General features: G+C 71.2%; 5 protein-coding genes. 4 read left to right on the forward strand and 1 reads right to left on the reverse strand.

Annotation, left to right across the window (positions count from 1 at the left end; genetic code table 11):
• Positions 1-4: 4 nt before the first annotated feature.
• From ACFRKB_RS00455 to ACFRKB_RS00465, 3 genes are all read left to right on the forward strand, one after another.
• Positions 5-11,140 carry a type I polyketide synthase gene (locus ACFRKB_RS00455; protein ID WP_383101984.1) on the forward strand — a complete coding sequence of 3,712 codons (11,136 nt, stop codon included), beginning with the start codon at positions 5-7 and terminating at the stop codon, positions 11,138-11,140.
• 68 nt (positions 11,141-11,208) lie between these two features.
• Complete coding sequence (locus ACFRKB_RS00460; protein ID WP_383102542.1) at positions 11,209-14,487, forward strand: type I polyketide synthase; 3,279 nt, start codon at positions 11,209-11,211, stop codon at positions 14,485-14,487.
• A complete protein-coding gene (locus tag ACFRKB_RS00465; RefSeq protein WP_383101986.1) occupies positions 14,484-16,001 on the forward strand; it encodes an FAD-dependent monooxygenase in 1,518 nt (505 codons plus the stop codon). The genes ACFRKB_RS00460 and ACFRKB_RS00465 overlap by 4 nt, the downstream gene beginning before the upstream one ends.
• 169 nt (positions 16,002-16,170) lie before the next feature.
• Here the strand turns inward: ACFRKB_RS00465 and ACFRKB_RS00470 are convergent, their stop codons facing one another.
• Positions 16,171-19,002, reverse strand: a complete 2,832-nt coding sequence (locus tag ACFRKB_RS00470; protein WP_383101987.1) for a helix-turn-helix transcriptional regulator — start codon at positions 19,000-19,002, stop codon at positions 16,171-16,173.
• Between the two features lie 533 nt (positions 19,003-19,535).
• Here ACFRKB_RS00470 and ACFRKB_RS00475 point away from each other — a divergent pair.
• Positions 19,536-20,312, forward strand: a complete 777-nt coding sequence (locus ACFRKB_RS00475) for an AfsR/SARP family transcriptional regulator (protein ID WP_365977794.1) — start codon at positions 19,536-19,538, stop codon at positions 20,310-20,312.
• The last annotated feature ends 55 nt before the right edge of the window (positions 20,313-20,367 follow it).

Genomic DNA, 20,367 nt, shown 5'->3' on the forward strand with positions numbered 1-20,367 from the left:
CGCCATGGCTCAATCGGCACAAGAGGAAAAGCTCCGCGACTACCTCAAGCGGGCGACGACGGAACTGAAGCAGGTCAGAAGGCGGCTGCGGGACGTCGAGGACAAGGACCAGGAGCCGATCGCCATCGTCGGGATGAGCTGCCGGTTCCCCGGCGGGGTGCGCTCCCCCGAGGACCTGTGGCGGTTCATCGCCGCCGACGGCGACGCCATCGGCGACTTCCCCACCGACCGTGGCTGGGACCTGGCCGGGCTCTACGACCCCGACCCGGACAAGCCCGGCACCACCTACGCCCGCGCCGGCGGGTTCGTGACCGGCGCGGACCGCTTCGACGCCGACTTCTTCGGCATCAGCCCGCGCGAGGCCGAGGCCATGGACCCGCAGCAGCGGCTGCTCCTGGAGACATCCTGGGAGGCGATCGAACGCGCCGGCATCGACCCGGCCACGCTGAAGGGCAGCCGGGCCGGTGTCTTCGTCGGCACCATCGCCCAGGACTACGCCCGCCGCCCCCAGGAAGTCCCCGACGGCTACGAGGGCTATCTGCTGACCGGCAGCACCACCAGCGTCGCCTCCGGCCGGGTCGCCTACACCTTCGGTCTCGAAGGGCCGGCCGTCACCGTCGACACCGCCTGCTCGTCCTCGCTGGTCGCGCTGCATCTGGCCATCCAGTCGCTGCGCAACGGCGAATGCGCGCTCGCCCTCGCCGGCGGAGTCACCGTCATCACCGCCCCGGGCATCTTCACGGAGTTCAGCCGGCAGCGGGGGCTCTCCGAGGACGGCCGCTGCCGGTCCTTCGCCGCAGCGGCGGACGGCACGGGATTCGCCGAAGGCGTCGGGCTGCTGCTGGTCGAACGCCTCTCGGACGCCCGGCGCAACGGGCACCCCGTACTCGCCGTCGTCCGTGGCAGCGCCGTCAACCAGGACGGTGCCAGCCACGGCCTGACCGCGCCCAACGGGCCCTCCCAGGAGCGCGTCATCCGGCAGGCGCTGCGGAGCGCGCGGCTGGCGCCGGCGGACGTGGACGCGGTGGAGGCACACGGCACCGGCACCGGGCTTGGCGACCCGATCGAGGCGCAGGCCCTGCTGGCGACCTATGGACAGGACCGGCCCGGGGGCGCGCCGTTGTGGCTCGGCGCCGTCAAGTCCAACATCGGGCACACCCAGGCGGCGGCGGGTGCGGCCGGGGTCATCAAGATGGTGATGGCCCTGCGGCACGGAGTGCTGCCCAGGACCCTGCATGTGGACCGGCCGACACCGCATGTCGACTGGTCGTCGGGCGCGGTGTCGCTGCTCACCGAGCCGGTGCCGTGGCCTGGGTCCGCGGACCGTCCGCGCCGCGCGGGGGTGTCGTCCTTCGGTATCAGCGGCACCAACGCCCATGTCATCCTGGAACAGGCCCCCGCGGACGCCCCGGCGAATGTCCCGGTGGACGCCCCCGCGAATGCCGCGGAAGACGCCCGCCAGGCACCGGCCGGGACTGTCCCTGCCGCGCGTACGCCGCTGCTGCCCTGGGTCCTGTCCGCGAAGACCCCGGCCGCGCTCTCCGGCCAGGCCGAACGCCTCCTGGAGCAGCTGGCCGCCGAGCCCGCCGCCGACAGCGCCGACATCGGGTTCTCCCTGGCCACCTCGCGCGCCCGCTTCGACCACCGCGCGGTGGTCCTGGCCGAGGACCGCGACGGGTTCGTGCGCGGGCTGGAGGAGCTGCGCGACGGGGCCGCCTCCACGGCCGGGCTCGTCCGTGGCCAGGTCCCCGACCAGGCGGGGCGAACGGCCTTCCTCTTCACCGGACAGGGCAGCCAGCGCCCCGGCATGGGCCGCGAACTCCACGCCGCCTTCCCGGTGTTCGCGGAGTCCTTCGACGAGGTGTGCGCGGCACTGGACGCCCACCTGGAGCGTCCGCTGCGCGAGGCGATCGACACCGAACTGGTGCACCACACCGCTTACACGCAGCCCGCGCTGTTCGCGCTGGAAGTGGCGCTGTACCGGCTGGTCGAGTCCTGGGGCGTGGTGCCCGACCTGATGATCGGCCACTCGATCGGCGAGCTGGTCGCGGCCCACCTCGCCGGAGTGCTGACCCTGCCGGACGCCGCCCGGCTCGTCGCCGCACGCGGAAGGCTGATGCAGGCGCTGCCGGAGGGCGGCGCCATGACGGCGGTGGAAGCGACCGAGGACGAGGTGCGCGACCGCCTCCGCCCCTGGGCGGGGCGTGCTGATGTGGCGGCGGTCAACGGGCCTTCGGCCACGGTGATCTCCGGTGACGAGGAAGCCGTTCTCGCCGTGGGCGCGGACTTCGCCGCGAAGGGCCGACGCACACGCCGGCTCCGCGTCAGCCATGCCTTCCACTCCTCGCACATGGACGCGATGCTGGACGAATTCCGGTCCGTCGCAGCCGAGTTGGCCTACGCCGAGCCTCGCGTCCCGGTCATCTCCAACGTCACCGGAAGCCCGGCGCTCCCCGGTGAACTCGGCACGGCGGACTACTGGGTGCGGCATGTCCGTGACGCGGTGCGCTTCCGCGACGGCGTGGCCGCGCTGCGCGCCGAGGGCGCCACCGCCTTCGTCGAGATCGGCCCCGACGCCGTGCTCACCGCGATGGCGGCCGACTGCCTCGCCACGGATACCCCGGAGACCGGCGAGCACCATGTCGTCCACACCGTCGCCCTTCAGCGCCGCGACCGTCCGGAGCCGGAGACCGTGCTCACCGGCATCGCCCAGGCCTTCGCCCACGGTGTACGGGTCGACTGGCCCGCGCTCCACGCGGGGCGCGCCACCCGGCAGGTGGAACTGCCGACCTACGCCTTCCAGGGCGTGCGGCACTGGATCGACGCCACCGCCCCGGCCGGCGACCTCACCGCCGCGGGCCTGACCTCGGCCGGACATCCGCTGCTCGGCGCCGCGGTGTCCCTGGCCGACGGCGACGGTCTCGTCATCACCGGGCGGCTCTCCCCGCGGACCCATCCCTGGCTCGCCGACCACACCGCCGCCGATATCACCGTCCTCCCCGGCGCCGCCTTCGTCGAACTCGGTCTCAGGGCAGCCGATCTGGTGGGCTGCGACGGCATCGAAACACTCGACATCACCACCCCGCTGGCGCTCCCGGAGCAGGGCGCCGTGGAGATCCAGCTCGCGGTCGGCCCGGCCGACGACGCCGGCCGTCGGACGCTGCGCATCCACTCCCGCGCCGAGGAACCGTCCCCGGCCGCGCCGGGGGACGAGACCGAACGGGGCGAGTGGACCCGGCACGCCTCCGGCCTCCTCGCACCGGCCGGCCGCACCACACCGCCGGAAACGGAGAGCGGCGCCTGGCCGCCGCCGGGAGCGGTACCGGTGCCGGTGGCCGGTGCCTACGAGCGGCTGGCCGCGGAGGGGTACGGGTATGGCCCGGTGTTCCAGGGTTTGCGGGCGGTGTGGCGGCGGGGTGAGGAGACGTTCGCGGAGGTGGCGTTGGCGGAGGAGGCCGTCGAGGAGGTGGACGGTTTCGGTATGCACCCGGCGCTGCTGGACGCGTCACTGCACGCGCTGCTGCTCGGCCGGGCCGAGGGCGACGGCGCCACGGACGACACCTTGCCGCTGCCGTTCTCGTGGACCGGCGTCACGCTCCACGCGACCGGGGCCCGGACCCTGCGGGTGCGCGTCGCGCCCGTCGGGAACGCGGAGAACGCAGGGGATGCCGGCGACATCGGGCATGACGGGAACGCCGGGCCGGCGGTCTCCCTCGCGTTCAGCGACCCGGCCGGCACACCCGTCGCCACGGTCGAGGCGCTGCGTCTGCGGGAGATCCCCACCGCCCAGTTCGTCGCCGGTGCCACCGCCCGCCACCGCGACCGGCTGTTCCACCTCGACTGGACCCCGCTCGCGCTGCCCACCGGCACCGCCGCGACCACTTCGGACACCGGCTGGCCACGGCTCCCCGAGGCAGCGGATCTCATCGAGGTGCCCGACGTGGTGGTGCTGCCGGTGACGGCGCCCGAAGGTGAGGACGTGCCGGCGCGGGTGCGGCAGACGCTGACGGGCGTGCTCGACGCGGTGCGAACGTGGCTGGACGACCCGCGCTTCGAGGAGTCCCGGCTCGTCGTGGTCACGCGAGGCGCAGTCGCGGTGGGACCGGAGGACTCGGTCGCCGAGCTCTCGGCCGCGCCGGTGTGGGGCCTGCTGCGCTCGGCGCAGTCCGAGCACCCCGGCCGCATCGTCCTCGCGGACGTCGATACCGACGTCGACACCGACGACGACAGCGCGCACACCCTCCTCGCCCGTGCGGTGGCGACGGGCGAACCCCAACTCGCCCTCCGCGCCGGCATCGTGCACGTACCCCGGCTGGCCCGACTGCCCGAACCACCCGTCCAGGAACTCCCGTTCGCCCCGGAGGGCGATGTCGGTGATGGCTGGACGTTGGTGACGGGTGCTACGGGAACGTTGGGTGGGCTTGTGGCGCGGCATTTGGTGGCTGTGTGTGGGGTGCGTCGGCTTTTGTTGGTGAGTCGTCGTGGTTTGGCTGCTGAGGGTGCTGTGGGTTTGCGTGATGAGCTTGTGGGGTTGGGTGCTGAGGTGGTGTTCGAGGCGTGTGATGTGGGTGAGCGGGAGGCGATGGCACGGCTGCTCGCCGGGTATCGGTTGTCTGCGGTGGTGCATACGGCGGGTGTGGTGGATGACGGTGTGTTCGGGGGTCTGACGTCTGATCGTGTGGATGGTGTGTTGCGTCCGAAGGTGGATGGGGCGTGGTATCTGCATGAGTTGACGCGGGATCTGGGGTTGTCGGCGTTTGTTCTGTTTTCGTCGGTGGCGGGGGTTTTGGGGAGTCCGGGGCAGGCGAATTACGCGGCGGCGAACACGTTCCTGGACGCGCTCGCGCGGCTGCGGCGGGTTTGTGGTCTGCCGGCTGTCTCGCTCGCCTGGGGTCTGTGGGACGACACCAGCGCCATGACCGGCACCCTCGACCAGAGCGACCGGGCCCGTATCGGCCGGTCCGGACTGCTTCCGCTCGCCGCCGACGAGGGCCTGGCGCTCTTCGACGCGGCACTGGCCACCGGCGAACCGCAGGTGGTACCCGCGAAGTTCGACCTCGGCGCGGCCCGTCGTGAGCAACTGCCCGTTCCGGCCGTGCTGCGCGCACTGGTGCGTACGGCGCGCCGTACCGCCACGGCCGACGCCGGTCCTGACGGCACCGCGTCGGCCCATCAGCTGGCCGCGCTGCCCGCGGCGGACCGTGAGAAGGCACTGCTGGACATCGTCCGGACGCAGGTGGCGACCGTACTCGGCCACCGTGCCCCGGGTCTCATCGATGCCGGCCGGGCCTTCCACGAGCTGGGTTTCGACTCGCTGACCGCCGTCGAACTGCGCAATCGCCTCAACGCGCTCAGCGGCCTGCGGTTGCCCAGCACGGTGGTCTTCGACTACCCCAACCCCCGTGCGCTGGCCGGTTATCTGAGCACCGAGCTGCTTGGCGCTGGGCGGTTCGCCGAGGCGGAGGGTCGGTCGGCGGGTCGGTCGGCGGGTCTTTCGGCGGTTGTTGGCGTTGATGACGATCCGGTCGTGATCGTGGGGATGAGTTGCCGGTTCCCGGGTGGGGTGGGTTCGCCGGAGGAGTTCTGGGGGTTGCTGGAGGGGGAGGTGGACGCGGTCTCGGAGTTCCCGTCGGGTCGTGGGTGGGATGTTGAGGCGCTCTTTGATCCCGACCCCGGGAATCCGGGCACGTCATACGTCCGCGAAGGCGCCTTCCTGCATGACGCCGACGGCTTCGACGCCGCCTTCTTCGGGATCAGCCCCCGCGAGGCGCTGGCCATGGACCCGCAGCAGCGGCTGCTTCTGGAGGCGTCCTGGGAAGCCTTCGAGCGGGCGGGGATCGACCCCGACACGCTCGCGGGCAGCCCGACCGGAGTCTTTGTCGGCGCCATCGCCCAGAACTACGCACAGCGGCTGGGCGCCGCACCGGAGGGTGTGGAGGGCTACCTCGTCACCGGCAACACCAGCAGCGTGGTCTCCGGCCGGGTCTCGTACACCTTCGGTCTGGAAGGTCCTGCGGTCACCGTGGATACGGCGTGTTCGTCGTCGTTGGTGGCGTTGCATCTGGCGGTGCAGGCACTGCGTAACGGTGAGTGTGATCTGGCGCTCGCCGGCGGCGTCACCGTACTCGCCGACCCGGCGACTTTCGTGGAGTTCAGCCGTCAGCGGGGGTTGGCGGTGGATGGGCGGTGCAAGCCGTTCGCGGGTGGGGCGGATGGGACGGGGTGGGGTGAGGGTGTGGGGTTGTTGCTGGTCGAGCGGTTGTCGGATGCCCGGCGGCGGGGGCATGACGTGGTGGCGGTGGTGCGGGGCAGTGCGGTCAATCAGGACGGTGCGAGTAATGGTCTGACGGCGCCGAACGGCCCGTCGCAGCAGCGGGTGATCCGCCAGGCATTGGCGGGTGCGGGGTTGTCGGCGGCGGATGTGGACGCGGTGGAGGCGCACGGTACGGGCACGAAGCTGGGCGACCCGATCGAGGCGCAGGCGTTGCTGGCGACGTACGGGCAGGGGCGTGCGCCCGAACGTCCTTTGTGGCTGGGCTCGGTGAAGTCGAACATTGGTCATACGCAGGCGGCCGCGGGTGTGGCCGGTGTGATCAAGATGGTGCTGGCGATGCAGCGCGGTGTGCTGCCGAGGACGTTGCATGTGGATGAGCCGTCGCCGCATGTGGACTGGTCGGCGGGCGCGGTCTCGGTGTTGTCCGAGGCGCTGGAGTGGCCGGAGACGGCGGAGGACCGGCCGCGTCGGGCGGCGGTCTCGTCGTTCGGTATCAGCGGTACCAACGCGCACATCATTCTGGAGCAGGCGCCGGCGGCAGAGGTCGTCGACGAGGCCGCTGCTGTCGGGGAGGATCACGGCCCCGTACCGTTGCTGCTCTCCGCGAAGACCGACGACGCCCTGCGCGCCCAGGCCGGCCGCCTGCGCACACTCCTCGCCGGTGACGGGGCGATCGCGCTCAGGGATGCCGGACATACGCTGGTGACCCGACGCTCACACCTCGATCACCGGGCCGTGCTCGTCGCCGCGGACCGCACGGAAGCGCTGGCCGGCCTCGAAGCGCTGGGCCTCGGTATGTCCGCTCCCGGCCTGATCACCGGAAGTGTGACGGACACCCGGGGGCGTACCGCCTTCGTGTTCCCCGGCCAGGGCTCGCAGTGGGTGGGCATGGGCGCCGGGCTGCTCGACTCCGCACCCGCCTTCGCCGCGTCCATCGAGCGCTGCGAGGCAGCACTGAAGCCTTACGTGGACTGGTCGTTGAGCGAGGTGCTGCGTGGTGGTGCGTTGGAGCGGGTGGAGGTGATTCAGCCGGTTTCGTGGGCGGTGATGGTGTCGTTGGCGGGGTTGTGGCGGTCGGTGGGTGTGGTGCCGGATGCGGTGGTGGGGCATTCGCAGGGGGAGATCGCGGCTGCCGCGGTGTCGGGTGCGTTGTCGTTGGAGGACGCTGCGCGGGTGGTGGCGTTGCGTTCGCAGGTGATCGCCCGGGAGCTGGCGGGGCTGGGGGGTATGGCGTCGATCCCGCTGCCCGTCGATGTCGTACGCCAACGCATTGCCGAGAAGGACGAGTTGAGTATCGCCGCTGTCAATGGACCGGGGTCGACGGTGGTGTCCGGTGATGCGACGGCGGTGACGGCCTTGGTGGCCGGGTATGAGGGGGAGGGTGTGCGGGCTCGTCGGATTCCGGTGGACTATGCGTCGCATTCGGCTCATGTGGAGCGTGTCGAGGCGGAGTTGGCGCGGGTGTTGGCGTCGGTGGAGCCGAGGGCGCCGCGGGTGCCGTTCCTGTCGTCGGTGACGGGTGAGTGGATTGGTTCGAACGATCTCGACGGGGGTTACTGGTACCGCAATCTGCGGCGGACGGTTGAGTTCGAGAGGGCGGTACGGACGCTGGTGGCGGAGGGGTTCGGCACCTTCGTCGAGTCCAGCGCACACCCCGTACTGACCGTAGGCGTCCAGGAGACCGTGGAGGCCGCGGAGTCGGCCGCGGTGGTGACCGGCTCGCTGCGGCGCGACGAAGGCGGGATCGGACGGTTCCTGGTCTCGGCGGCCCAACTGGCCGTCCACGGCGTGGCCGTGGACTGGACGGCGTACCTCGCCTCGCTCGCGCGACGGCCCGTACGACCCGTCGAGCTGCCCACGTACCCGTTCCAGCACCAGAGCTTCTGGCTGACGGACGACGGAGCCCCGGGCGACGCGGGCGACCTGGGGCTCGCCCCGGTGCACCACCCGCTGCTGGGCGCCGCGCTCACCCCGGCGGGCCGCGACGGTCTGACGCTCACGGGGCGGCTGTCCCTGCGCACGCACCCCTGGCTGGCCGACCACGCCGTGCTGGACACCGTGCTCCTGCCGGGCACCGCGTTCATCGAACTGGCGCTGCACGCCGGAGACCGGGTCGGCTGCCCGGACGTGGAGGAACTCACCCTGCACGCGCCCCTGCTGATCCCCGAAACCGGAGCGATTCGGCTCCAGTTGGAGGTGGAGAGCCCCGACAGCGCGGGCCGGCGCGCGTTCTCCGTGCACTCCTGCCCGCAGGACGACACCGGGTCCGGCGAATGGATCCGCCATGCCTCCGGTTTCCTGGTCGCCGACGCTGCGGCCGGCCGGGCCGCCGAGGCACCGTCCGGTCTGGAGGTCTGGCCTCCGGCCGGCGCCGAGGCGCTCCCGGTGCAGGGCTGGTACGAGCGGCTGGAGGCCGGCGGCTACGGCTACGGTCCGCTGTTCCAAGGGCTGCGGGCCGCCTGGCGGTTGGGAGAGGAGACCTACGCCGAGGTGACATTGCCCGAGGAAGCGGTAGGCGAGGCCGGGGCCTTCGGCATCCACCCCGCGCTGCTGGACTCGGCGCTCCATGTGCTGGCAGTGGCACGGTCCACGCGGGACGACGCGTCGGCCGACGACGGCGTGCGGCTCCCGTTCGCCTGGACCGGGGTGTCCCTGCACGCCACCGGCGCCTCCGTGCTCCGGGTCCGGCTGACCCCCGCCGGTGACGACGCCGTCGCGCTGCGGATCGCCGATGCCGACGGCGCCCCGGTCGCCACCGTCGCCTCACTGGTCTCCCGCGCCATCCCGGCCGCGCAACTGGCTGCAGAGCGCGACGCCCGTACCCGCCGCGACGACGCGCTCTTCCAGGTCGACTGGGTCCCGGCACCGCAGGCGGCCGACCCCTCCGCCGCGCTGGTGCCTTCCGCCGAGTCGGCGGGGGCGGGCGTCTGGGCCGTACTCGGTGGCCAGGACAGCCCCCTGGACCTGGCCGCGACGCTGTCCCCGAGCCTGCCGGTGCTCTCGTACGACTCCCTGGCGGCGCTCGGCGAGGCCGTCGAGTCGGGCGCGCCGGCACCCGATCTGGTGCTCGCGCCCTGGGTGTCCGCCGCGGGAGGCGGGCCCGAGGCACACGCCGCCGAAGTCCCCGAGCGGGTGCGCGCGGTGCTCGGCGAGGTGCTGGAGACGGTACAGACCTGGCTCGCGGACACGCGGTTCGAGCAGTCGCGACTGGTGGTCGTCACACGCGGCGCGGTCGCCGCCGGGACGGAGGAACCGGTCGATGACCTCGCGCTCGCGCCCGTGTGGGGCCTGCTGCGCTCGGCCCAGTCCGAACACCCCGGCCGCCTCGTCGTGGTCGATGTGGACGGGTCCGCGGCGTCGCTGACCGCACTGCCGACGGCCGTGGCCGGTGATGACGGGCAGGTCGCGGTACGCGACGGCACGGTGCTGGTGCCCCGCCTGGCGCGGGTGGCGCGGGTGGCGCCACCGACGAAGGCGGCCACCGCCGGCCTCGCCGGTGGGGAGGGGACGGTGCTGGTCACGGGTGCGTCGGGGACGCTGGGTGGTCTGGTGGCGCGGCATCTGGTGGTGGAACACGGTGTGCGGCGTCTGCTGTTGGTGAGCCGTCGTGGTGCGGCGGCGCCGGGAGCTGAGGAGTTGCGGGCCGAGTTGGCCGGACTCGCAGCGGACGTGGTGTTCGCGGCGTGTGATGTGTCCGATCGGAGTGCGGTGACCAGTCTGCTGGCGTCGGTTCCGGTGGAGCACCCGTTGGCGGCGGTGGTGCATACGGCGGGTGTGCTGGACGATGGTGTGTTCGCGGGGCTGACGCCTGATCGTCTGGATGGTGTGCTGCGTCCGAAGGTCGACGGTGCCTGGCATCTGCACGAGCTGACAGAGGACCTGGACCTGGCCGCCTTCGTGCTCTTCTCCTCGGCCGCCGGCACCCTCGGCAGCCCCGGACAGGCCAACTACGCCGCTGCCAACACCTTCCTCGACGCCCTGGCCCAGCACCGGCGTGCCCGACAGCTGCCGGCGACCGCCATCGCGTGGGGGCAGTGGGGGCAGGCCAGCGGAATGACCGGCCATCTGCGCACCGAGGACCTGGCCCGCATCTCGCGCTCCGGCTTCACCTCCATGACGTCCGAACGAGGTCTGGAACTCCTCGACGTGGCGCTCGCCGCCGACCGTCCGGTCACCCTCGCCGCCGAACTCGACAGGGCAGCGCTCCGCTCCCAGCCCGTGCCCCCGGCGCTGTTCCGCGGCCTGATCCGCACCACGGCCCGGCGCACCGCCAGCGGGGCGTCCGGTGCCAGGACGCTGGCTCAGCGACTGGCAGCGACCCCCGAGGCCGAGCGGCAGCCGATGGTGGTGGAGTGGGTACGCGGTGAGGTCGCCACCATCCTGGGGCATGCCTCGGCCGGGCTCGTCGACATCGACCTGGCCTTCAAGGAACTCGGCTTCGACTCCCTCATGGCCGTCGAACTCCGCAACCGACTCAACGCGCTCAGCGGATTGCGACTGCCCGCCACGCTCGTCTTCGACTATCCGACCCCGACCGCGCTCGCCGCCCGCCTCCTCGCCGGCATCGCCCCGGCACCGACCACCCCCGCCGACTCCGTACTGGCGGAACTCGACGCTCTGGAAACCTCGTTGGCCTCGCTGACCGCCATCACCAACGCCCCGGCCGACGCCGCGTCCGCCGCCGAAGGACCTGACGTACGCACCCGGGTCGTCCAGCGTCTGCAAGCGCTGACGGCGACTCTCACCGCGGCCCACGGCGGCGCCCCCGGCGAGGCGGACGGCGTGGCCGACCAGATCGAATCGGCGTCCACCGCCGAGATCCTGGACTTCATCGACAACGAACTCGGCCGCGGCAATGCGCGCTGACCCTGGTTTGACACGGGCTTGAGGAGATGAACCCCCGAATGCCGAACGAAGAGAAGCTCGTCGACTACCTGAAATGGGTCACGGCCGATCTGCACCAGACCCGACGCCGGCTCCAAGAGGTCGAGTCCGAGCGGCGGGAGCCCATCGCCATCGTCGGGATGAGCTGCCGCTACCCCGGCGGAGTGACCTCACCGGACGAGCTGTGGCAGCTGGTCGCCGACGGCACCGACGCGGTGTCCGGATTCCCCGAGGGGCGCGGCTGGAACGTGGCCGAGCTCTACGACCCCGACCCGGACAGCATCGGCAAGATGTACGCCCGCGAGGGCGCGTTCCTGCACGACGCCGACCGCTTCGACCCCGGGTTCTTCGGCATCAGCCCGCGCGAGGCGCTCGCCATGGACCCCCAGCAGCGGCTGCTCCTGGAGGCATCCTGGGAAGCGGTCGAACGGGCCGGTATCGACCCGGCCACGCTCAGAGGCAGCAGGACCGGCGTCTTCGCCGGCGTGATGTACGGCGACTACGCCACCCGGCTGCGCAAGGCACCCGAAGACCTGGAGGGCTTCCTCGGCAACGGCAGCGCCGGAAGCGTCGCCTCCGGCCGCGTCTCGTACACCTTCGGCTTCGAGGGACCGGCCGTCACGGTCGACACCGCGTGTTCCTCCTCCCTCGTCGCCCTGCACCTCGCCGTCCAGGCACTGCGCAACGGTGAGTGTGAACTCGCCCTGGCCGGCGGGGTGACGGTGCTGGCGACACCGGGCACCTTCGTCGAGTTCAGCCGGCAGCGCGGCCTCGCCCCCGACGGCCGCTGCAAGTCCTTCGCCGCCGCGGCGGACGGCACCGGCTGGGGCGAGGGCATCGGACTCCTCCTCGTCGAACGCCTCGCGGACGCACGCCGCAACGGCCACCCCGTACTCGCCGTCGTCCGTGGCAGCGCCGTCAACCAGGACGGCGCGAGCAACGGGCTGACCGCCCCCAACGGCCCTTCCCAGGAGCGCATGATCCGCCAGGCCCTTTCCGGTGCGGGGTTGTCTGCCGGTGATGTGGATGCGGTGGAGGCGCATGGTACGGGGACGCGGTTGGGTGATCCGATCGAGGCGCAGGCGTTGCTGGCGACGTATGGGCAGGGTCGTTCGTCGGAGCGGCCGTTGTGGTTGGGGTCGGTGAAGTCGAATATTGGTCATACGCAGGCGGCTGCGGGTGTGGCTGGTGTGATCAAGATGGTGTTGGCGATGCGGCATGGGGTGTTGCCGCGGACGTTGCATGTGGATGAGCCGTCGCCGCATGTGGACTGGTCGGCGGGGGCTGTTGAGCTGTTGAGGGAGGCGCGGGAGTGGCCGGAGGGTGGTCCGGATCGTCCGCGTCGGGCGGCCGTGTCGTCCTTCGGCATCAGCGGCACCAACGCGCACGTCATCCTCGAACAGGCGCCGGCCGAACAGCCGCTGACCGAAGAATCGACATCGGAGAACGAGGGGTCCGACGCGATCGCTCCAAGCGGAGTGCTGCCGTGGGTGCTGACCGCCAGGAGCGGTCCGGCCCTGGCCGGACAGGCCGAACGGCTCCGTGAGCACGTGACCGGGGACGCTGAACTGCGTCCGTCCGACATCGCCCTGTCGCTCGCGACCACGCGTGCTGCCTTCGCCCATCGCGCTGTCGTCCTGGCCGGGGACCGCGAGGGATTCCTGGCCGGACTGAAGTCCCTGGAGCGCGGTGAACCGTCGGCTTCGGTGGTACGGGGCACGGCCGGCAGGCTCGGGAAGACCGCTTTCCTCTTCGCTGGTCAGGGGAGTCAGCGGGTGGGGATGGGGGGTGGGTTGTATGGGGCGTTTCCGGTGTTCGCGGAGGCGTTTGACGCGGTGAGTGCGGCGTTCGAGGGGTTGCTGGAGCTGCCGTTGGGTGAGGCGGTGGACGATTCCGTGGTGCATGAGACGGCGTTTACGCAGCCGGGTTTGTTCGCGGTGGAGGTGGCGTTGTTCCGGTTGTGGGAGTCGTGGGGTGTGGTGCCCGACTTCCTCGCCGGTCATTCGATCGGTGAGCTGGCGGCTGCGCATGTGGCCGGGGTCCTGTCGTTGGAGGACGCGGCGCGGTTGGTGGCGGCGCGTGGCCGTCTGATGCAGGCGCTGCCGGCCGGGGGCGCGATGGTGGCCGTACGGGCGGGAGAGCCGGTCGTCGCCCCGTACCTGGAGGGACGCACTGATGTCGCCCTGGCTGCGGTCAACAGTCCCTCATCGACGGTGATTTCGGGTGATGAGCGCGCGGTGCTGGAGGTGTCGGGTCTGCTGTCGGAGGCGGGTCACAAGACGCGTCGTCTGACCGTCAGCCACGCCTTCCATTCCCCTCTGATGGACGGCATGCTCGATGAATTCCGTGCGGTGGCCAGCGAGTTGGAGTTCTCCGCTCCGGCCATTCCGATTATGTCGACACTGACGGGTGGGCTGGTGACGGCCGAGGAGTTGTCCTCGGTCGACTATTGGGCGGCGCATGCGCGGAACGCGGTGCTCTTCCACCAGGCGGTCCAGACCCTCGAAGGCGAGGGCGTGGGCACGTTCATCGAGATCGGCCCGGATGCCACGCTGACCGCTCTGGCCCAGGCCGGTGTCGAGGGCGAGGGTGCGGTCTTCGTACCGTCCCTCCGTAACGATCGTCCGGAAACCCACGCCGCTGCTGCCGCCCTGGCCACAGCGTTCGTCCACGGGCTTCCCGTCCAGTGGAACGCCCTGCTGGAGGGCGGCGGCGCACGCCGCGTGGCGCTGCCCACGTACGCCTTCCAGCGACAGCGGCTCTGGCTCGAAGCGCCCGTCGAGCCGTCGTCGGATCCGGCGCTGCCGCATGAGACACGCTTCTGGGAGGCCGTCGCCAACGAGGACGTCGACGAACTGCTCAGGACGCTGGAGAGCGGTACGGAGCAGCGGGAGCCACTGGCCGCGCTGCTGCCCGTGCTGGCGTCCTGGCACCGCAAGGCCGGCGCGGCGGCAGCGGCCGCCCGTGCGAGGGCCGCGGAGTCGGCGGCGGATGCCCCGGCCGTGGCGGCGTACGGCGCCGAAGAGCTGCGGCGCCGGCTGAGGGCTGCCACGGAGGACGAGGCGGAGCGGATCCTGCTCGACCTCGTACGTGTACACGCGGGGGCCGTCCTCGGACACGGGGCGACGGAGACGATCGAGGCCGAGGACCTCTTCCTCGACATCGGGTTCACTTCCTTCACCGCCCTGGAAGTGCGCAATCTGCTGTGTGAGGCGACGGGCCTGGATCTGCCGCCCGTCGTGCTCTTCGACCACGCCACTCCCCGCGCGCTGGTGGCCTTCATCCATTCCGAGCTGAACACCCTTACAGATCAGAGGAGTTCGTCATGAGTGGCACCGTAGTTGTCGCGGGGGCCGGCCCGGTCGGCCTGATGCTGGCCGGGGAGCTGGGGCTTGCGGGGATCGAGACGATCGTCGTCGAGCGGGCCGCCGAGCGTGACGGCCAGTCGCGGGCCCTGGGGCTGCACGCGCGGGCGCTGGAGGCGCTGGACCTGCGCGGTCCGGGTGACACGATCCGTGCGGGTGACCCGATGCCGTGGCCGCGCACCCACTTCGCCTTCCACTGGCTGGATGTGGCGAAGCTGGACGAGCGCGAGTACATCGTCGTGGTGCCGCAAGCGCGGACCGAGCAGGTGCTCGCGGAGCACGCCGTCGGACTCGGGGCCGACATCCGCCGTGGCCAGGAGGTCGTCGGTGTCGAGCAGGACGATTCCGGTGTGACGGTGACCGTGCGGTCCGCCACGGGCGAGGAGACCGTCCGCGCCGACTTTCTGGTGGGCTGCGACGGCGGGAACAGCGCGGTGGCCCGGCTGGCGGGGTTCGACTTCCGCGGGGACGGCAAGACGTATTACGGCCTGTGGGGCGATGTGGAGGTGCCCGACGGCGAGCAGTTCGACGCGGGCCTGCACCCCACCGGCCTGTTCGGCGCCATACCGATCGGTCCCGGACTGGTACGGATCATGACGACCGAGTTCGACCGGCCGAGTGTGCCCGACGAGGAGCCCGCGACGCTGGAGGAGCTTCGGGCGTCGATCCGCAAGATCACCGGTAAGGAGGTCAAGCTCGGTGAGGTGCGAGGCCGGCTGCACCGCTTCGACAACGCCACGAAGCAGGCAGAGCGGTACCGGCTGGGCCGGGTACTGCTGGCGGGAGACGCTGCCCACGCGCACTTCCCCTCGGGTGCGCAGGGACTCAACACCGGCATTCAGGACGCGCTCAACCTTGGTTGGAAGCTGGCCGCCCATCTCCGCGGAGGGGCCCCGGCCGGGCTGCTCGACACGTACCACGACGAGCGGCACCCGGTGGGCCACCGGGCCTGTCTGAACGCCGAGGCCCAGGTCGCCCTGATGTATCCGCTGGACCGGGTGGCGCCGCTGCGGGAACTCTTCGGCGGACTCGTCGGGTTCACCAGCGTCACCCGGCACCTCAACGACATGGTGACCGGCATCAACACCGTCTACCCCATGGAGTACGCGGGGCAGCGGACGACCGGGGGCGAGGATCCGGCCATCCCGGTGTCCCCTCTGCTGGGTCGCCGGGTGCCTGATCTGAAGCTGACGACGGCCGACGGGGAGCGGATCGGCGTGGCCCGTACCCTGCACGCGGGCCGGGGCGTGCTGCTCGATCTGTCCCAGGGGGCGGCGCGGCCGGGCGAGTGGCGCGGCTGGGCGGACCGGGTCGATGTGGTCAGCGCCGTGGCGGCCGGCCAGGTCGCGGAGTCCGTGCTGTTGATCCGGCCGGACGGGTATGTAGCCTGGGCGGGCCCGGCCGACGCGGCCGACGCCGCCGACGGCGGCCTGCGCGCGGCGCTGACCACGTGGTTCGGGGAGCCCTCCGCGTCCTAGCGACGACGGACGCGGCGCGCGCCGGGCCCGGCCCGAAGCCGGCCCGGCGCGCCCGTATTCCGGCGGCCGGCGCGTCCGTCCACCAGCGGCCCGCGCCCGTATTCCGGCGGCCGGCGCGTCCGTCCACCAGCGGCCCGCGCCCGTACTCCGGCGGCCCGCCGCGGGGCGCTCAGCTGGCCTGTGCCATCAGCCGTGCCAGCGCCGCCCGCGAACTGATGTTGAGCTTGCGGTAGATACGCGTCAGATGCGCGTCGACCGTACGCGGGCTGACGCTCAGCTCCTGAGCTATCTCCCGCGTCTTCTTCCCCGTGCCGACGATGCCGGCGACCTCCCGCTCGCGCACGGTCAGCATCGACAGCACGCCCGCGGACTCCTCCTTCTCGTCCTCCTCGTTGAACGCCGCCAGTTCCCTGCGCAGCTGACGGGCGTTCTCGAACAGCCGTGACGCCCCGGCGCGCAGCGCCAGTTCCTCGGCGTAACCGAGGACCGTGATGGCTTCCGGTGTCCGTCCGTCGGCCGCGATGCAGGAGGCCGCGTACGTCATCGCCCAGGCCTGGGCCCAGTTGGCTCCGATCGAGGAGAACAGGCAGGACGCCTCCTGATAGAGGTCGGCCGCCACGGCCGGGCTCTCGTGCAGCACATGGGCTCGGGCCATCAGCGCGAACGCCCGGGGCATGGGCAGGGTGACGTCCTGGGCCGCGGACGCGGCGAGCCAGGCCCACTCCGCGGGTGACGGCGAGGAGTTGTCCGCGGCGGTGGCGGTGAGCATCTCGTAGAGCGCGGGGCGCATCACGGGCGGGATGTCCCGCAGGTCCGGGCCGCCGCCGACCGTGAGCAGCAGTGCCGTGGCGCGCGGATGGTCGCCCTGAACCCGTGCCGCGATGGCCAGCGAGATGGTGGTCAGCACGCTCAACGGGCGGTTGCTCGCATCGACGGTGTTCACCGCCTGCTCGGCGGTGAGCAGGGCCCGGCGTTCGCCGCGGATCTCGGTGAGCAGCAGCAGCCACGACTCCAGGGCCAGCGCCAGGATGGGGAGGTCCGCCCCGCCCTCCTCCAGCGCCGCTTGCTTGGCCTTGGCCGCCATGGCGCGCGCCTCGGAGACGCGGTTGCTCTGTACGTAGCAGAAGGCGATGCCGTTCAGGAAGATGGGCCTGAGGAAGGTGCGGCCGCAGCGCGGGAGGAGCGAGGCGCCGCGTTTGAAATGCCCGGCGGCCTCGGTGCGGAAGCCGAGGAACCCCTCCGCCCAGCCGAGCATGGCCACGAACTCGGGGTGGTCGCACAGCACTTCGTCGGTGAGACTGTCGACCACGGACGCGCACTCCTCGGCGCTGATCCTGGCGTCCTCGGGGTCGGAGGTGAGGGCCTGGGTGAGCGCACGGAGCGCCAGCGCGCCCGCCTCGTTGATCCGGTCGCCGTGCTTGCGCGCGGCCCGCAGGATCAGCTGGACCTGCTCCAGTTCGGGCATCTGCTCGTTGAAGATCTTGGTGACCTCGCGCTGCACCAGGAGCGGTACCGCGGCGGCGGGCACGTCACGGCCGGGGAAGGACTCCAACTCCTGGTTGAGCAGGGCCTGGGCCGCCGCGCGGTGGCCCAGGTAGCCCTGAAGAAGCGAACAGAACGCGATCACCCGGGACCGGGCCTGACCGGGCTCGGCGGGTGCGAGCCGGCGCAGGCCGAGCACCAGATCGCTCTTGTCGCCCAGCCTGCCGCCCGTACCGAGGACCAGGGTGAGCAGGCCGAGCAGGTCCCGCTGCTCGTTCTCGTCCCGCAGTTGGGAGACCGGCACCCGCAGCGCCACCCGGAGCCAGCGCGCGGCCTGGTGAGGCGAGGTCTGGAGCTCCTCGCGGGCGGCCAGGATCAGTGTGCGCAGGTCCTGTTCGGTCAGCTCGGACAGTGACTGCTCGATATGGACCGCCTGTTCGGTGGCGGGGGCGCCCTGGCGCGCGAGCATGGCCAGCGCGCGGCGGTGCAGCGACGCGCGGGAACACGGGTCGAAGGTGGCGTGGATCTGCCGCCGCAGCTCCGGGTAGCGGAAGGTGAAAGCCGCGGTACGGGAGACGGGGCGGAGCAGATCGCGGCGGATGAGCTCGGAGACGGCGGGGCAGACCTCGTCCCGGCGGATCCCGGAGACCTCGGCGATGGCGTCGAGAGTGAAGCGGGAGCCGATCACCGCGGCCGCTCGCGCGACGGCGAGAAAGTGCGGGGCCAGGGCATCGATCTCGCCGGCCAGCACGGCGGCGAACCGCTCCGGCAGGGGCTGGTCCACGGCGGGCGGTCGCTGCGATTCGTGCCATTTATCGGCGAAGGCGAGTTCCAGCCGGGAGGGATTGCCGCCGGAGGCCGCGTGCAGGCTGCGTAAGGTGCCGCTGGACACCGGCTGACCCAGCAGATCCGCTGATTGCGCGACGGTGAGCGGAGCCAGTTCGATGCGTTCGGCGTTCCCGAAGTCGATGGCATGGGCCAGCGCACTGCGCAACCGCGTCGACGCCTGACGGGTGCGCTGGGAGACAACCAGGAGAAGAGGGGCGTCGACGGGGATCCTCAGCAGATACTCGACGGTCTCCTGAGACGTGGTGTCAGCCCAGTGGAAGTCGTCGAGGATGAGTACGAGCCCCTGTTCGGCGCGGTCGCGGAGCATCGTGCGCACCGCGTCGTACACCCGGAAACGGGTGGCCTCGCGTCGCGATTCCTCGCGCACGCTGCGCAAGCCCGTGATGGTGCCCAGGAGTTGGACGAACACCTGGCAGGGAAGGTTGCGCTCGAACTCGGTGCATCTGCTGGAGGCGACGGTGAAAGAGCGGCGGGCGGCCTCATCGGCGAGACAGGACAGCAGATGCGTCTTGCCCATACCGGGCTCGCCGACCACCTCGATGATGCGCCCCCGGCCGCGGCCCAGGTCATCCAGAGCGCTCCATAGGCGCTGTGCTTCCCCGGACCGGACGGCGGGTCGGCTGTTCCCGCCGGAATCACTGTCACGGATCACCGTACGTTCCCCCTTCATGCACAGTGTCTGAAAAAGGACTTGCCCCCTTCGCCCGACGTGGCCTGCGAATCGAAGGAGTGGTATAGCGAAGAACTCGTGGTTGAGGAGCTGACGAATCGACTGGTACAGCGTTTCGCAAGACGAGGCGGCGGTTTAGGCCGAACCGTACCCCTGGCTCAATCAACTCCCCCGAATTGATGTTCTAGCCCATAGTACCGGCCGTGCGGTTTGGGGTTGTGAGGCGCATCTCACGTTAGCCAGTGATCCGGTACGGGAATATTGGGTCGGCGTCGAGCCCGCTCGGTTGATCATTTCGTGCTCGGCACCCTTGAGTGGGGTGGCCGAAAAGAGCCCCTGGGATTAGAGAATACTTACGTACATTCACCGATGTGACGAACCGGCCGCGTTGACATCCTGGCGTGTGCGAGCACACAGGACGCAGCCCAACGAAGTGCTGCCCCACAGCCCGCGTCGGGAGACGCGACGTCGGGCTCGCACCGTCTGCGTCGGCCTCGGGCCGCGCAGGCCCGATGGGCCAACGAGGGGAATCGATGAAGTACGAACTTTTGGGCAGTCTGCGCGTCGCCGACTGCACGCGGACGTCATTCATCAGTGCGCGGAAGATAGAACTACTGCTGGCCAGCCTGCTGATTCGCGCCGATCAGATCGTCTCGATCGATCAGCTGAGCAATGAGATATGGGGCGACGCGCCACCGCGCCGGGCCATGGCCGCACTGCACGTCCACATATCTCAGCTCCGTAAATTCCTGCGCGAGGTAACCGGCGGATCGAATCCCGTCGTCACTCGCTCTCCCGGCTACGTGATGCTGCTCGAACCGGGCGATGAACTGGACGTCGTGGCATTCCAGCGGTTCGTCACCCTGGGCCGGGGCGCGATGCGCCGCGGCCAGCACGAGATGGCGTCCGAGGCGTTCGGCACCGCCCTGGGAATGTTCCGCGGGCCGGTACTCGGCAATCTCCGCGGTGGCCCGATCGTAGACGATTTCGTCGCCTGGGCCGACGAGGACCGCCTTGAGTGCATCGAGATGAAGAACGATGTCGATCTGACCCTCGGCCGGCACCGCGAACTCATCGCCTCGCTCTACAGCCTGGTGGCCGAGTACCCCCTGCGCGAGGCCTTCCACCGCCAGTTGATGCTGGCGCTGTACCGGGCCGAGCGACAGGGCGACGCTCTCATGGTCTTCCACCATGCGCGCGACATCCTCGACCGTGAACTGGGCGTGGAACCCGCACGCGCCCTGCGCGACCTCTACCAGGCCATTCTTGTGGCCGACGACGAACTGGAGCTGCGCCCCGCCGCCGCCTGACCGGGCAAGCGAGGGGCGGGGGACCACGCCGGCTCCCCGCCCCGACGCATGCCCG

The organism is Streptomyces scopuliridis (assembly GCF_042790125.1).
Taxonomy (GTDB): domain Bacteria; phylum Actinomycetota; class Actinomycetes; order Streptomycetales; family Streptomycetaceae; genus Streptomyces; species Streptomyces scopuliridis_A.

What these genes read in the sequence shown, in the direction of transcription:
- ACFRKB_RS00455 (WP_383101984.1), top strand. Translation starts at nt 5, where the DNA reads ATGGCTCAATCGGCACAAGAGGAAAAGCTCCGCGACTACCTCAAGCGG.
- ACFRKB_RS00465 (WP_383101986.1), top strand. Translation starts at nt 14,484, where the DNA reads ATGAGTGGCACCGTAGTTGTCGCGGGGGCCGGCCCGGTCGGCCTGATG.
- ACFRKB_RS00470 (WP_383101987.1), bottom strand. Translation starts at nt 19,002, where the DNA reads ATGAAGGGGGAACGTACGGTGATCCGTGACAGTGATTCCGGCGGGAAC.
- ACFRKB_RS00475 (WP_365977794.1), top strand. Translation starts at nt 19,536, where the DNA reads ATGAAGTACGAACTTTTGGGCAGTCTGCGCGTCGCCGACTGCACGCGG.